14 protein-coding genes are annotated in these 14,737 nt (G+C 48.8%); 8 read left to right on the top strand and 6 right to left on the bottom strand.

What is annotated here, in order from left to right:
* Nucleotides 1-97: 97 nt before the first annotated feature.
* Both ASL11_RS28355 and ASL11_RS28350 read left to right on the top strand, forming a co-directional pair.
* Nucleotides 98-1,012, top strand: coding sequence for an ornithine carbamoyltransferase (locus tag ASL11_RS28355; RefSeq protein ID WP_056622756.1), 915 nt, complete (start codon nucleotides 98-100; stop codon nucleotides 1,010-1,012).
* Nucleotides 1,013-1,033: 21 nt separating this feature from the next.
* A complete protein-coding gene (locus ASL11_RS28350; RefSeq protein WP_056622267.1) occupies nucleotides 1,034-1,663 on the top strand; it encodes a LysE family translocator in 630 nt (209 codons plus the stop codon).
* 56 nt (nucleotides 1,664-1,719) lie between these two features.
* Here ASL11_RS28350 and ASL11_RS28345 read toward each other — a convergent pair whose 3' ends face one another.
* A complete protein-coding gene (locus ASL11_RS28345; protein WP_056622265.1) occupies nucleotides 1,720-2,598 on the bottom strand; it encodes a LysR family transcriptional regulator in 879 nt (292 codons plus the stop codon).
* Nucleotides 2,599-2,837: 239 nt separating this feature from the next.
* Here ASL11_RS28345 and ASL11_RS28340 point away from each other — a divergent pair, with 239 nt between their 5' ends.
* The 3 genes from ASL11_RS28340 (at nucleotide 2,838) to ASL11_RS28330 (ending at nucleotide 5,538) form a co-directional block, all read left to right on the top strand.
* On the top strand, nucleotides 2,838-4,061 hold the full coding sequence (locus ASL11_RS28340; protein WP_056622264.1) for an MFS transporter: 1,224 nt from the start codon (nucleotides 2,838-2,840) through the stop codon (nucleotides 4,059-4,061).
* Nucleotides 4,062-4,142: 81 nt separating this feature from the next.
* Nucleotides 4,143-4,799, top strand: coding sequence for a hypothetical protein (locus tag ASL11_RS28335; protein WP_056622262.1), 657 nt, complete (start codon nucleotides 4,143-4,145; stop codon nucleotides 4,797-4,799).
* Between the two features lie 151 nt (nucleotides 4,800-4,950).
* Entirely contained in the window at nucleotides 4,951-5,538 is a 588-nt protein-coding gene (locus ASL11_RS28330; protein WP_056622260.1) for a TVP38/TMEM64 family protein, read from the top strand.
* Between the two features lie 672 nt (nucleotides 5,539-6,210).
* Here the strand turns inward: ASL11_RS28330 and ASL11_RS28325 are convergent.
* Together ASL11_RS28325 and ASL11_RS28320 are read right to left on the bottom strand one after the other, a co-directional pair.
* Nucleotides 6,211-6,945 carry a DUF421 domain-containing protein gene (locus ASL11_RS28325; RefSeq protein WP_056622257.1) on the bottom strand — a complete coding sequence of 245 codons (735 nt, stop codon included), beginning with the start codon at nucleotides 6,943-6,945 and terminating at the stop codon, nucleotides 6,211-6,213.
* A gap of 98 nt (nucleotides 6,946-7,043) precedes the next feature.
* Nucleotides 7,044-7,898, bottom strand: coding sequence for an SDR family oxidoreductase (locus tag ASL11_RS28320; protein WP_056622255.1), 855 nt, complete (start codon nucleotides 7,896-7,898; stop codon nucleotides 7,044-7,046).
* A 166-nt stretch (nucleotides 7,899-8,064) separates the two neighbouring features.
* On the opposite strand from ASL11_RS28320, the gene rpiA reads away from it, so the two are divergent.
* Nucleotides 8,065-8,727 (top strand): ribose-5-phosphate isomerase RpiA, encoded by a 663-nt coding sequence (gene rpiA / locus ASL11_RS28315; protein WP_056622253.1) that lies wholly within the window; start codon nucleotides 8,065-8,067, stop codon nucleotides 8,725-8,727.
* A 428-nt stretch (nucleotides 8,728-9,155) separates the two neighbouring features.
* Here the strand turns inward: rpiA and ASL11_RS28310 are convergent, their stop codons facing one another.
* A complete protein-coding gene (locus tag ASL11_RS28310) occupies nucleotides 9,156-9,674 on the bottom strand; it encodes a DinB family protein (protein ID WP_327205120.1) in 519 nt (172 codons plus the stop codon).
* 193 nt (nucleotides 9,675-9,867) lie between these two features.
* The gene (locus tag ASL11_RS28305; RefSeq protein ID WP_235550601.1) at nucleotides 9,868-10,809 is read right to left on the bottom strand and encodes a helix-turn-helix transcriptional regulator; all 942 of its coding nucleotides are present in this window, start codon (nucleotides 10,807-10,809) and stop codon (nucleotides 9,868-9,870) included.
* A gap of 170 nt (nucleotides 10,810-10,979) precedes the next feature.
* On the opposite strand from ASL11_RS28305, the gene ASL11_RS28300 reads away from it, so the two are divergent.
* Complete coding sequence (locus tag ASL11_RS28300) at nucleotides 10,980-12,425, top strand: amidase family protein (protein ID WP_056622247.1); 1,446 nt, start codon at nucleotides 10,980-10,982, stop codon at nucleotides 12,423-12,425.
* A gap of 74 nt (nucleotides 12,426-12,499) precedes the next feature.
* Nucleotides 12,500-13,360, top strand: a complete 861-nt coding sequence (locus ASL11_RS28295) for a hypothetical protein (protein WP_056622245.1) — start codon at nucleotides 12,500-12,502, stop codon at nucleotides 13,358-13,360.
* Nucleotides 13,361-13,430: 70 nt separating this feature from the next.
* On the opposite strand, the gene ASL11_RS28290 is transcribed toward ASL11_RS28295, so the two are convergent.
* Nucleotides 13,431-14,660: an aminopeptidase gene (locus tag ASL11_RS28290; RefSeq protein WP_056622243.1), complete on the bottom strand. Its 1,230-nt coding sequence runs from the start codon at nucleotides 14,658-14,660 to the stop codon at nucleotides 13,431-13,433.
* Nucleotides 14,661-14,737 lie beyond the last annotated feature (77 nt).

Raw genomic sequence — 14,737 nt, 5'->3', positions numbered from 1 at the left:
GAGGGTGATCATTCTAACTATTGACACGCTGATATACTCAGATTATGATGTATAAAAATACAAATTAATGAATAATTATACGAAAGCGGTGACGACAGTGCAACACATTCTGTCCTTGCAAGAACTCGACAAAGAGAGCTTGTTCTCCATCATACTCAAAGGCATTGAGATCAAAAACAACCCCGAAGCTTACTACCATCACTGTGAACGTAAAGGGCTGCTCATGCTTTTCCAAAAATCGTCGACCCGAACGGCGCTTTCCTTTCATTCAGGTATTCATCAAATGGGCGGCTATGCGGTGAATATGGATTGGGATGCCAGCAATTTCAGTATCTCGCCAATACAATATGAAGCTCGTTATGCATCAAGGAACTGCGATGTCATCATGGCTAGACTCGAAAAGCATGCAGATGTACTAGAGTTAGCTACCTATTCGGGGGTGCCTGTGATTAATGGATGTTGCGACATGTACCATCCTTGCCAAGCGCTTGCGGATTTAATGACGATTTATGAAGTTAAAGGGACTTTTGAAGGTGTAACTTTAGCCTATGTTGGCATTCATAATAATGTCGTCAATTCCTTAGTTGCAGGTTGTATAACATTGGGGGTTAACCTACTGCTAGTCACCCCGATCGTGAATGAAGCTTCTTGGGATGAAGAGTTGATGAAGCGCGCTTATCAAAGTGGATTCGTTGAGGAGGTTGAAGTGCTGTCTGCTGCAATGAAAAAGGCTGATTTTATTTACACAGATACATGGGTCGACATGGAGTTTTTCTCGGATGCTGCTTATCAAGAAGAGAAGCAGAGACGAATTGACATTATGATGCCTTTCCAGATCAACAAGCGCAGCCTTGGAAGGTATTCACCTTATATCATGCATGATATGCCCATTCATCCAGGTTTTGAAATTGCAGAAGATGTGGTTGAATCGGAGCAATCTATTATTTATCAGCAAGCGGAGAATCGGATGCATGTTCAAAAAAGCTTGCTCCTACACCTATTAAACCTATAGCTGAAGGGAGAACATCTCGACATGACATTCACGACGCTTCTGGCTTTTGCCTTAGTCTCACTCGGCATGGTGTGCACGCCTGGACCTAACATGATCTACTTAATTTCACGCTCAGTCACGCAGGGGCGGATGGCGGGGATCATCTCACTGCTCGGCATTGTACTCGCCTTCCTGGTCTACATCGTGACTACGATGTTAGGGTTGTCGGCGCTGTTTGTGGCGGCACCGTATGTGTTCGACGCTGTTAAGCTGGCCGGAGCTGTCTACTTACTATGGCTGGCTTGGCAAGCTGTTAAGCCGGGTGCTAGATCGGTGCTGACCGCTCGGGAGCTACCCGTTGACCCGCCTAAGAAGCTATTCCTCATGGGCTTCATGACCAACCTGCTCAATCCGAAAGCTGCGGTCTTGTATGTGTCGCTGCTGCCTCAGTTCGAGGACCCTGCAAGGGGCTCCTTACTCATGCAAAGCGCAACGCTAGGACTCACGCAAATCACAGTGAGCTTCACAGTAAACCTCGTCATCGTGCTAACGGCAAGCCGCATCGCCGGATGGTTCGGCACGCGTCCGCTATGGCTGCAGATCCAGCGGTGGCTGATGGGCAGTGTGTTGACGGGGTTGGCTGTGCGTCTTGCTTTCGAGCGGAGACCCTAATAACGATAGAGACCCACAGGTGCTTGCCGTGGGTCTCTTCATCGTCTTCCTTAACCTCACTTGAAAAAGGCAATTACAAACTCGCGGAAATGAATGGCCGCCTGTGACAGGTAGTGCTTGCGATTCCAGGCAATCCCGAAGGTGCGGTGACAGTAGGGTTCCGTTATTTTTAACTGAACAGTATCAGGATTAGAAGCTCTCCTCCCTAGGGATAGCGGTAGGGTGAAAGTGATGCCGAGCCCCATTTCGACTAAAGTTTGAATTGCGCTGACTTCCTCAAGCTCGAACGCGATGTGAGGTTCAAACCCCGCTTGACGGCAGAAGCCATCCGTAATTTCCCGGAAATTCGCTTGAGAGGACAGGGAGATGAAGGGTTCATTGGCAGCTTCTATTAAACGAATACTTTCTCTGGACGCAAAGCGGTGCCCCTTCGGGACGGTCAAATATAGTTCTTCTTCAACGAGCGTAAGCCATTCTATATCCGGTCCGATTACCGGTGTAGAGGATATACAGAAATCGATTTCGGCATTCTCGAGATCTTTTTTCATTTCTAAGGCAGAAGCCAACTGGCGCTGGATGACTCTGACGTGGGGATGAAGGGTCAGGAATTCCTTGAGCAGAGTCGGTAGCACGTAAGGAAGCGATACAAAAAGGGAAACGACGCCATGGTCGAGTCCAGCCATATCTTTGATCTCCCGTTCGCCTTCTTTCAATTCTAGGAAAGCTTGCTCAACGCGGCGAAGATAGGTCTTCCCGAAGGCATTCAATTTCACATGCCGGCCTTGACGCTCGAATAAAGGGAGACCTAACTTCTTCTCTAGCCGCTGAATGGAGTTGCTAAGTGAAGGTTGTGAGACATTGAGTTCTTTGGCAGCTTGAGTCATATGCTCAAGGCGTGCGACGGTCTGAAAATAATGAAGCTGTAGGAATTCCATGGTGAATCCTCGCTTTACTCACCACATCAGAAAACAGTTTTCGCGTCCCGAAAACTGTTTTCTGATTGGCGATAAAATTTACATCTAAACGCGGTCGCTCATCTTCGAATGGCCTCGATAGAGGTTTTCTCATAACTTTGATGTGATCATTTTATCATATAATATGTATTATACTTTATTGATTTTCCCTCTTATACTAGTTCAACAGACAGAAAACCTTGGTGGAGAATGGAGCGCATATGTTGACTAGAGAGAGAATTTGGACGAAAAATTTTGTTGTCGTATGTATGAGCAGCTTTTTCATGTTTCTCACTTTTTATATTCTTGCTACGGCATTTCCCTTATATGTAAAGGATAGTTTGCACGGCGATCAGCAGCAAATGGGATTGTCGATAACGATTTATGTCATCGGAGGTGTATTGATTAGGCCTTTTTCAGGACAATGGGTCGACCGATATGGTAAAAAGAAAATGGCCATCATCGGAATGGTCATTTTCTTATTGGCTTGCATCAGCTATTTCGGTGCAAAGGGGATGTTCATGTTTCTGGTGATTCGCCTCATTCACGGCATGAGCTATGCGATCGCTTCGACAGCGACGAGTACGATTGCATCGTCACTCGTACCTAATTCACGTCAAGGTACGGGAATGGGTTATTTCAGCATGTTCATGAGTGTCGGCATGGTTATCGGCCCTGCGCTGGGTTTATTTTTATGGAAAGATAAGGACATCCACGTATTGCTGTTGGCGATTTGTGTGATTGCTGCGCTCTCGCTCCTCTTCACGCTGGGTATGCGAGTGCCGAAGCCAAGCCAAGAAGCGTTGCAGTCAATGAAGCCTGTAGAAAGGGCGAAACGCCGTCTGCAGTGGAGTGATTTTATCGAGCCCAAGGCACTGCCTATTTCGGCGGTGGGGTTTATTTTAGCTTTTGCCTATAGCTCGTTATCTGGCTTTATGTCTTCGTTTACGATAGAAATTCATCAATCTCAAGTTGCTGGTACATTCTTTGTCGTATTTGCATTAATGATCGTGGTGTTCCGGCCGCTGATTGGGAAAATATTCGACTCATACAATGAACATTATCTGTATTACCCCGGTATTATCCTGTTTGCAGTAGGTATGCTGCTGTTAAGTCAAGCACACTCGGCAACGATGGTTTTGGTGGCCGGCGTCATTATGGGTGTAGGCTATGGCGCGCTTTTACCTTGTTTTCAGGCACTAGCGATGAAACTGGCCCCTGAACACCGTAGAGGGAGTGCAACGGGAACATTTTTCTTGCTATTTGACCTCGGGTACGGCTTAGGGTCTTACGTCATGGGAATGATCGCTTCCGTATCGGATTATCGGATGATGTATGTCGTTGCAGGGCTCGTTCCCTTGTTATCCGCGGCTTTGTACTATGTGCTGCACCATCGCCCTCGAGCGAAGATACAACTCCATAATCAGAATGCCAAGTTAGTATAAATAGGAGAATAGGCATAAAAACGTAAGCTTTTCCTCAAAATAAACCTTGTTCGAGAATTGTTTGCAGAGGAGAAGGTTTTTATGAAACGAAGGTTCTTATTAGTAACGCTGCTTGTAACGATGGTTCTCTCTTTTACTTTCATGCCGTTGGGCGCACAAGCCACCGCTGGGAAAGAGCCTGGTTCTGCGATGTGCATGAACGATGCGAAAGTGAAGCTTAAGCAGGACATGAGGAGACTTTGGGTCGATCATGTTGGTTGGACAAGGAGCTATATCGTCAGCGCGATTGCTGGGGTAGCGGATCAGAAGGATGTATTGGCTAGGCTCCTAAAGAACCAGCAGGACATTGGTGATGCGATCAAGCCGTACTACGGAGATGCGGCAGGTAATAAGCTGGCAGAGCTATTGAGGGAGCATATCCAATTAGCAGGAGGCGTAATAGACGCGGCCAAAAGCGGCAATCAAGCTGAACTAGCTAAATTTAACAAAGAATTGTACCGAAATGCAGATGATATCGCCAAATTTCTAAGCGCCGCTAACCCGAACTGGTCACAGAAGGAACAACAGGACATGATGTACGCACACTTGCAGTTCATTACCGATCAGGTTACCGCAAGGTTGAAAAAAGATTGGAATGCCGATATTCTCGCCTACGACAAGGGTGAGGATCATATGATGATGTATGCGGATATGTTGTCAGATGGCATTATCAAGCAGTTCCCTGATAAGTTCAAATGAGTTAATACCCGCCCACAAGCTGATACTGGATGCATCCGGTTTCGGCTTGTTTTGTGCTTCAACCGTGCGTGGATTGGGGCTGTCGTGCTATAATCGTGCCATATGAACGAGAGGAGAGGAAACGTCGAAACTTGTCGACTTTTCACGCCATATGGATATCAAAGAGCTCTTATCTTATTTAACCGAAGAGAATCTGATGCTGCTTTTGGACAAGTACCGTTCATTCGGTCCATTGCCTGGGCTGCTGCTTCCTTTTATGAAATCTTTCATTCCACCGCTCCCAACATTGGTGATCATTAGCGTAAATGCGGCTGTGTATGGGCTGTGGCTCGGTTTTCTGTACTCCTGGATCGGCATTGTGTGTGGTTGCTTGGTGACGTTTGCGATTGTGAAAAAGGTGGCCGGTCATCCCTATCTCGTGCGCTGGTCGCAGAAACCGAACGTCCAAAAAAGCCTCAACTGGGCGCGGCGCCAAGCGTTCAATTATGTCTTTATTCTTAGTCTATTTCCTCTGGGACCTTTCGTAGTTATTAATATGGCGGCAGGGCTGGTGCGAATGCGTTTCCGCTCCTTCTTAGTGGCGGTTGCTGCGGGGAAAGCGGTGATGGTCATGTCGGTCAGTTTTATTGGCTACGATCTGAAGCGGTTCATGGATCATCCCTATCAGCTTATTTATGTGGCCTTATTCATTGCGATTTCTTTGTTTATTAGCAAAAAGGTAGAAAAGCGGTTTATGTGATAGGATGCCGCAGCATACTGGATACCCCGCCTCGCAGCAGGGCTTGTTTCCCGTTTTACAGGGAACGAAGCCTGAGCATAGGCGGGGTCTTTATGCATTGTAAAAACTTACTCGTTGGAGTCGCTCCACACACTGAGTTTCAAATTTGAAATAACTGGATTTTATGAAGTTAATTTTGCTGTGAATGCTACTGTGAAGTGAATAACTGGAAAAAGTACAGCTAAATGTGCACATTTACTCTGAATGAGGAGAATAGGGAGGAATTAGATGGAGTTTTTCCATCTAGATAAGGAAAATGGCCGTAAACGAGAAAATTAGCTGTAGGAAATCCATCTAAAGTTTTATTGGCCCGCGAGGGGGACCTATAGAAGGAGGAAGCTGACGAGAGACCAAGGACACCAAAAAGAAGGGCGATGCTACTAAAAGCACATATGCAACAAAAATTCGAATTTCCAATCGTTCAGCATGTTCACCAATCCACCTCAAACCCGTACCTCAGCCACACCACAATCTCGCCCGAATTCAACCTCACTCAAATCAAAATATCGCCCAACCCGAACCCGAACCCGAACCCCCGCGCGCTACATTGGATGTATCCTGTGTACTGTTCTGACAAGTAGCCAAGTATGAGTTTGATTGGACCAATCAAGCCACAAAAAGACGAATCAACGCCTAATGCAACGTCAATTCGCCTTTTTCTTGCGTTTCCAATTCCGTATACACGCGGACCTGGTCCTGATCATCTATCGTAGCGAGTACGACGTGCTCCATGTCAACCTGTAAAGTCTGCATCTGCGCTTTCAGCCAAGCCAGATCTTTCCCCTGCTGCGCGAGCAGCTTTTTATCATAGGTGCCCTGAATAATAAGTGGCTTCACGAGGGAGAAAGGGTTGCTGGGGATTGCCATATCTTTAGCGGTCACCGTATGATGCTGTGGCTCGAGGAATACGGAAACCATCCCACCAGGCTCCCACAAAGCGAGCGCTACTTTCTGGATATCCTCCACTTGTTGCTTTCGAAGCTCAGAGAAAAGGTGGTCGACTGAGATTTTGGCTTTGCGCAGGCCCCCCATGCGAAGCTTTCCGTGTTCAATAAGCGTCAGGGGTGATGGTTCAAAGAGATGTTTGAGGAAGTTCCATTTTAGACTCAGCCACGAGGTTATGAGATATAGTACCACGAGCGCAAGGGTCGTGATCATGGAGCCCTTTAGGGCTAGGTGCTCGTCAGAAAGTGGATGTGCCATGATGTTGCCTAGAATGAGTGCAATGACGAAATCGAGAAAACGCAGTTGAGAAATCGAGCGTTGGCCTAATGCTTTGGCGGTGATGAGGAGAAAAAAGTAGCCTACGATGGCACGTAAAATCCACTGCATGGTGGTTAGTGATTCTTGACTGCGAAAGAAGTCCAAGGGTCGTCACACTCCAAACATAAGGTAAATGCTCCCTATAACGTACCCTTATATGGGGTCAGCTATCCGCAGTTTGCAGGGGGAGCAAGCCCGATGATCTAGTATTCGCCGCTGGTGAGTCCGACCTGCTCCTCGCTCCAAGCCCAGAGCTGACGAGCTAGCACGTCGTCCTTCGCTCGGGCGGAAACAGGCGCAATCGCCCGCCTGTAGAAGTACTCACCCCTGACCGTCTGCACGTCAGGGCTCGTCGCCAAAAACACCGCCGTATCTGCGCCCTGCTCCGCCGTCAAGAAAAACGGCCGCATCATCGCATGCACGGCTTTCCCAAACCCGGTGTCGCGATCGACACCGATGTTCGTGGCCACGGCTCCTGGATGGAGCGAGTTGGCCGTGGCTGAAGTGCCTGCGAGCCGCTTCGCAAGCTCGCGGGTGAACAAGATATTCGCCAGCTTCGACTGGGCGTATCCGTTCCAGACCCGGAACCCTCGCTGCAGGTGAGGGTTGGCCCAATCGATGCGCCCGATTTTGTGGGCGCCGGAGGAGACATTGACGATCCGCCCCTGCGGAGCGCGGATGATAGCATCCAGCAGAAGCTGGGTCAGCAGAAAGTGGCCGAGATGGTTGACACCCATCATGGACTCGAAGCCATCTGCTGTGGTCTTTCGCTTCACGGTGACGACGCCAGCGTTGTTCACGAGCACATCCAACACGTCGTGCTTGGCTAGAAACGCCGCCGCAAAGGCGCGAATGCTCGCAAGCGACGCGAGGTCGCAGAGCATCAGCTTGATGAGCTCAGAGCCGCTCTGGCGACGCGCTTCTGCGAGCGCCTGCTCGCCTCTTTGTTTGCTGCGGCAGAGCATGATGACGTTGGCGCCTAGCTTAGCCACTGCCACTGTAGTGGCAAGGCCCATGCCGGAGTTAGCTCCGGTGATGAGTACCGTTTTATTGTGCATCGCGGATCGCCTCCTTTTTACCACATAAGAAAGTTTCTCATTCCAGTATATCCCATGGGAAGAATCTCCGCATACGATACTGCTCGAACGATACTCCGTTGGGTTTCCTTTATGTGTTAAACTAGCTGGATAGAACTCAATCAGTGGAAGTGAGGAGCGTGCACAAATGGAAGCGAAAAAAGCAGCAGCAGAGCTAGCTATTACGGAAATTCAAGATGGGATGATCGTTGGTTTGGGGACGGGATCAACGGCCTATTGGGCGATCCAAGGGATTGGTGCTCGGGTACAAAACGGCCTGCACATTCAGGCTGTTGCCACCTCAGTAGCCTCCGAGAACTTGGCTAAGGAGTTAGGCATTCCGCTTATTCCTTTTGCAGATATCTCAGAAATCGATGTCACGATAGATGGGGCCGACGAAGTCGACTCGGCTTGGCACTTAATCAAAGGCGGGGGAGGTGCGCTGCTGCGGGAAAAAATCGTCGCTTTTTCAAGTAAGAAGCTGATTATTGTGGTGGATGAAAGTAAAGTTGTTGCGCAGCTTGGCGCATTTCCACTACCTGTTGAGGTTGTAAAGTTTGGCTATGAACTAACGATTCGGAAGCTCCGAGCGCTTGGCTGCGAGCCCAACGTTAGAGTTGTTGACAATCAGCCGTTTGTGACGGACAACGGGAATTATATCATCGATTGCCACTTCGACAGAATCCTGAGCCCTGCTGAGCTCCATCAAGCTATTAATGGTATTCCCGGTGTAGTAGAGAATGGTCTTTTTATCGGATTGGCGAGCCAGGTGATCGTGGGGTATAAGGATGGTTCGGTGGGGAGGGTTTAGCCCATAAAGCAAACTACACTTTACTACATACCAAAACTAGAAAAGTCGCCCACAAGCCCATAAGGACTTGTTGGACGACTTTTTGTGTTGATGATCGATCGACTGTGTTAACTGGAAAACCTCCAGCTAATTCCAGCGAATTTCAACCTATTCGCAGATTACCTGTAAAAACTCCCGCTATTTCAGCCATTAGGCACAATTCTGGATCAAATACCTTAGATTAGCTGTAGGAAATCCAGTTATTCATCTAAAAAGGCTCATTCTGCTGAAATTAGCTACAGAAAATCCAACTATATGCAATTTGTAACTCCGCCGATAGGGCAGAGGGGTGTAGTACATGGGCGAAAGGAAGTGGAGATTTGGTGTTCCACCAGCGAAACTGCTTGCTTTCACTTCCCACTTCCAAAGGAGCTACCCAATAACATCCCCTACACCAACGGCTGCATACCCATTTCAACCCAACTTTCTCGCGTCGGGCCGTAAATATCGGGAACGCGCAATCCAGCCTGGCGCATCAAGACAATCATTTCACCGCGGTGGTGAATTTCATGGGAGATGAGAATACGCAGTGTAAGCCCGTTAGGCCATTGATCGCCGTACATATCGCTTGTCTCGAACAACTTCGCGTCGGTCCATTGCGTCTGAATCGCTTCAATGGCTGCGGCAGCGGAGGCGCGGTAGGTGTCAGCGATGGTTTGGGCAGAAGCGGGAGCATGCTCCTCGCCTTCAGGGGCGGCGAATGTCAGTCCCGTGCGAGATAGCATCTCATGGATCGTTGTGGCGATGTGCCAAGCAACTTGTCCAAGCGAACGGAGTTCAGGTGTGATTTTCTGAGCAAGGGAAGCATCTGTCAGGACGTCCATGACGCGCTGGGTGCCTTGCGCTTCGCGGGTATATTCGGTTGCAAAATCTTCAATCATTTTGATCATGGGGGTTGTCCTCCTCAAAGTTTTTCACCAGAAAAGCTGTCATCTTTAGCATGGGCTTTGGTTTTGTCGCCAGAAAGATTGGCATCACTAGCATGGTATTCCTGTATGGATACGTCGTCAGCAGGGGTAGAGTTTCATAAAGATGCTTGCTCTTGGTTGATACGCACTCTTCATATTCCTAGTATAGACAAACAATGCTGACAACAGAGTGTCAGTGATTCGAATAGAGGGCGATTATTTTTTCGGCCTTTTCTTTGATGATGGCAGCGATATGCGCGGGTTCTAGAATGCGTAGGTTTGGACCATAGCTGAGCAGCATGCCATGCAGCCAAGGTTCATCGGGCTGCGTCGCTCTAATCATCAGTGTTCCGTCGGGCTGCATGGTCACATCCTCAGGTCGGAAATAGTCTTCGATCTGCGCCCTAATATTCGGCTGCGCGTGCAGCACGAGCGTAATGAGGGTGGAGGGGTCTCTTTGGCCTCGACGGTAATCAAGCTTCTCCAACGTTTCTTGTTTGCGTTCGAATGTTTGGGAAAGCACGTCGATGCCATTCATGCGGGATAAGCGAAAAATCCGGAAATCCTCACGCAGCAAGCAGTAGCCATACAGATACCAGCCAAATCCTTTGACCACAATGCCCATAGGTTCTACAGTTCGCACGGACGGTTCGCTTTGCGATGATATATAGGAAAAGGTGACGAGTTTTGTCTCCTTAATCGCGGTGCGGAGAGCCGCAAGCTGCTCTGTGTTTTGATGCCCACTGCTCCATGGATTCATATCAAGAATAAGCTGGTTGCCCAGCCTGGCTGCATCGGGTTGCTCGGATTTGGCGACGAGTGCGCCGACCTTATCCAGCAAATTGCTGATTTCTTGGTCGGGGACGGAAGCGCGAATTCCTTTGAGGCCGGTGATGATCGATTGCAGCTCTTCCAAGGACAGAAACTGACGATCCAGCCGGTATTGGTCCATGATTTCATAACCACCGCTGAGTCCCGCATAGGAAACAACCGGAATGCCAGCTTGGTTAATGGCCTCCACATCCCGATAAATGGTGCGCATAGATACCTCGAACCGCTCGGAAAGCTCTTTGGCACTAATACGGCGACGATTGAGCAGCAGCATGGTGATGGCGAGTAAACGATCTATTTTCAAAAGGAACACCTCATAAATTCTGGTCGTATTCTTCATTCTTTATTCGATTATACAGATGAAAATCCTTTGTTGCCCAGAAAGCTGCAAGGAAATCCCTGTTTTCAAAGAAGGTAAACCCGAAAACCTAGGGAATAAGTGTAGCATGAATAGTTGAGAGGTGGCGGTTGTTGATGGCGCATATTTCGGACGAATGGATGACAAATGCAGATATTGTCACACTTCAACTTGCGATGGAACGGCGGGAAATCAACTCTGTAGATTTGGTTGTTTACTATACGGAGCGAATTAAAACCTATAATGGCAAAATTAATGCGGTGCTGGAGCTGAATCCAGATGCAATAGAGATCGCGGAATCGTTAGATCGAGAACGTGCAATAAGTGGGAGTCGGGGTCCTCTGCATGGCATTCCGATTTTACTTAAAGACAATATTCAGACTGCTGACCTGATGCACACGAGTGCTGGGTCGATTTGTTTGGTGGAGCATGTGGCGACAGAAGACGCGTATATCGTTGCCAAGCTGCGTGACGCTGGTGCGGTGCTGCTTGGCAAGGTGAATATGACAGAGTGGGCCAATTTCATGGCGGTGGCGATGCCATCCGGTTATAGCTCAAGAGGCGGACAGGTGTTAAATCCGTATGGGCCTGGTATTTATGAAGTTGGAGGCTCCAGTTCGGGATCTGGTGCGGCGGTTGCAGCTCATTTTGCTGTGGGAGCCATTGGTACGGAAACGTCCGGATCTATCGTCAATCCAGCGGGCCATAACAGTCTTGTCGGCTTGAAGCCAACGGTTGGCCTGCTAAGTCGCTCGGGCATAATTCCGCTTGCCAGCAGTCAAGATACACCAGGTCCGATGACGCGCTCCGTGAGTGATGCGGCAGTGCTGCTCGGCGCCATGACAGGTGTAGATGCAGCAGATGCACATAGTATAGCTAGCGACGGTCAGGGCCATCGTGATTATACCCTTTTTCTCAATCGTCGAGGGCTCCATCAAGCCAGAATAGGGATTCCACGTTGGTATTATGGGCAGTTGGATGAGGAAGAACGGCAGCTTGCCGTGCAGGCCATTCAAGTATTGCGCGACGAAGGTGCGATTGTCATAGATGATGTGGTGCTTCCTTGCCAAGATGCTGTTTGGAACTACGATGTGCTTCTCTACGAATTCAAAAGGGATCTAAACGCCTACCTGGCCAAGCTAGATCCGTCCAGGACACCTGTGCATTCCTTACATGAGATTATTGCATTCAATGAACAGCATCCGGAAAAGGCGCTGGTCTATGGGCAGGACACGCTGATATGGTCAGAGGATGCCAACGGGACGCTTACGGAAGAGACTTATTTGACGAGTCTACATAGATATCAAGAGCTCACACGAGCACAAGGGATCGATCATGCCCTTCACACGTATCAACTCGATGCATTGTTTTTTCCCAAAGATGAAGGCGAGGATATTGCCGCCAGGGCAGGCTATCCACTGCTGATTGTACCCGCTGGGTACACAAGCAAAGGGCCAATGGGCGTCATGTTTGCAGCCGGAGCATTCAGTGAGCCGACGTTGATTAAGCTTGCGTATGCGTTCGAGCAGGCGACGCATTATCGCAGACCGCCTCTTTTGTAGTTACTTTCCGCATACCGCAATGGAAAATTTGGAATAATAAACCGAATTCAATTCCATGATGGGAAGTGCGAACAATGTCTCGGTTTAGAAAAAGTTTTACAATCCCACTGCGCGTAGCAGCGATGGGTCTGCTCTTGAGTGGCGCTTTAAGCTTTGGTGGATCGGCAGAGGCCTTTACACAAGAGGTACCTCCGCCCCCCTCACAACTAACACCTCCACAGAGTGGGCAAGGTCAGCTCATCCAGACGCGTGAAATTGATGTCACAGGCGACGGTAAATTGGAGATGGTCTCCCTTGTCGGTCTGAAATCGGACCTGAACAGTCCTTATTATGACAAGCTGTTTATCTCCGTCACCGGACAAGGTCAGGCGCAGGTCGTGATTCCGCTAGAAGGCGGTTATAATCCGAAGATGGATTTTTGTGATTTTATCCATGACAATCTGCCTCAGATCTATGTAACCTCTGATACCGGCGGCAGTGGCGGGTTTACCTCGAATTATATCTATTCGCTCAAAAATAACGTGCCCACCGCAATCCCGATGCCGGAACCGCTGCATGTCAAAGCGACCTTTAAGAATAATTATAAGGTGAAGATGAAAATCGAGGAGACCGGCAAATCCTTCACCCTCGATATTGCGGATCGCAAGGAGGCTTACGAGCAATTTGGCATTTACAATCAAGGGAAAATTGTGAAGCCAATCATTGTTAATGTAGATGCATACAGCCTGTTGAAGCCCGTCGATGTGGATCGGGATGGCTACTGTGAACTGAAAGGTGTTCAGCGCATCACAGGTATCTCGAATGCGGACACACTAGGCTATGTCACTTCGGTGTGGAAATGGCACAAAGGCCAATGGAAGCTGAAGAAAGCGGCTGTTACGCAAACCTTGACGACCGGCATGGTGCGTGCACCGAGTCCAGAAGACGAGGACTAGATGCGAGAAAGACCGCCCATACATGGAAATTAGTTTCCACGTAGGAGCGGTCTTTATTGTTGTACGGGTCTTATGCCCAGTTCCCATTGCGGAATATGGGCTCACGCGTACCGTCTGCCAAGATCCCGTCAATCGCCATATCTTTGGAACCAATCATGAAATCCACGTGGATTAAGCTTTTGTTATAGCCATTTGCCTCAAGCTCCTCGGCACTCATCGTCGTTCCACCCTCAATCGTGAACGGGTAGGAATTGCCGAGTGCGACGTGACAGGAAGCATTTTCGTCGAAAAGTGTGTTGTAGTAGATGAGGCCTGATTGTGAGATAGGCGAGTCATAGGGCACGAGTGCCACTTCACCCAAATAACGAGCACCTTCATCCATATTCAGCATGTTGTTCAATACTTCTTGCCCCACTTCTGCGGTTGCCTCGACGACGCGGCCATCCTTGAAGGTTAGGGAGAAGCCATCAATCAATGAGCCTTGGTAGCTCAGCGGCAGCGTGCTGCGCACTGTACCGTTCGTGCCGTTACGAGCTGGCATCGTGAACACTTCCTCAGTCGGAATGTTCGGTACAAAGAAAATGCCGCTGTCGGTCTCACTGCCTGCAGCAACCCATTGATGCTTAGGTGCTAGTTCTATGTATAAGTCGGTTCCTGGAGATTGGAAATGCAGCTGCTTATATTTCATCTTGTTCAGCATATTCTGCTTTGCGGTCAATGTAGCAATATGCTCTTTCCATGCCGCAACAGGATCTGCTTTGTCTACACGTGTCAGCTTGAAAATTTGCTCCCAAAGCTGTGTAATTCGCTCGGATTCGCTCAAATTCGGGAATACCTTCGCTGACCATTCTGCCGTCGGATAAGAGACCATCAACCAATTGACCTTGTTGTTGCGCATATAGGAAAGGAAGCCTGCACGTGCAGTTGCTGCTGCTTTACTGGACATTGCGACGCGTTCAGGGGCAACTTCCTTGAACAAGTCCGAGTTAGGCGCATAAATGGACAGGAATGCAGCGCCGTCCTTCGCCATTTCCTCCATGCCAGTTGCCCGCCACATAGGGTAGGTCTGCAGGGTGTCTTCGGAAGCGTTCTTAAGGCGGAGCGCCTTCACTTCATCGTCATCCCAATCGACTACAACGTCTTTAGCGCCTGCTTCATAAGCTTTCTTCGTCAGCTTGCGGACGAAATCCGCACAAGCAATCGGTGTTGTGATGACGACGGTTTGATCCTTTTGTACATTCAATCCGACGCGTATGGCAAGCTCTGCATATTGATCTAAGTAATGCTCGAATGATTCCATCTCTATGTCTCCTTTATATTTGAGTACCATATAGTGTATGATAGAAAATAAAACTTTAACCCGTGGGAGAAAGGCTG

The sequence above is a fragment of the Paenibacillus sp. Soil750 genome (genome assembly GCF_001428045.1).
GTDB lineage: Bacteria > Bacillota > Bacilli > Paenibacillales > NBRC-103111 > Paenibacillus_E > Paenibacillus_E allorhizoplanae.
This window is presented reverse-complemented; position numbering and strand designations above follow the sequence as displayed.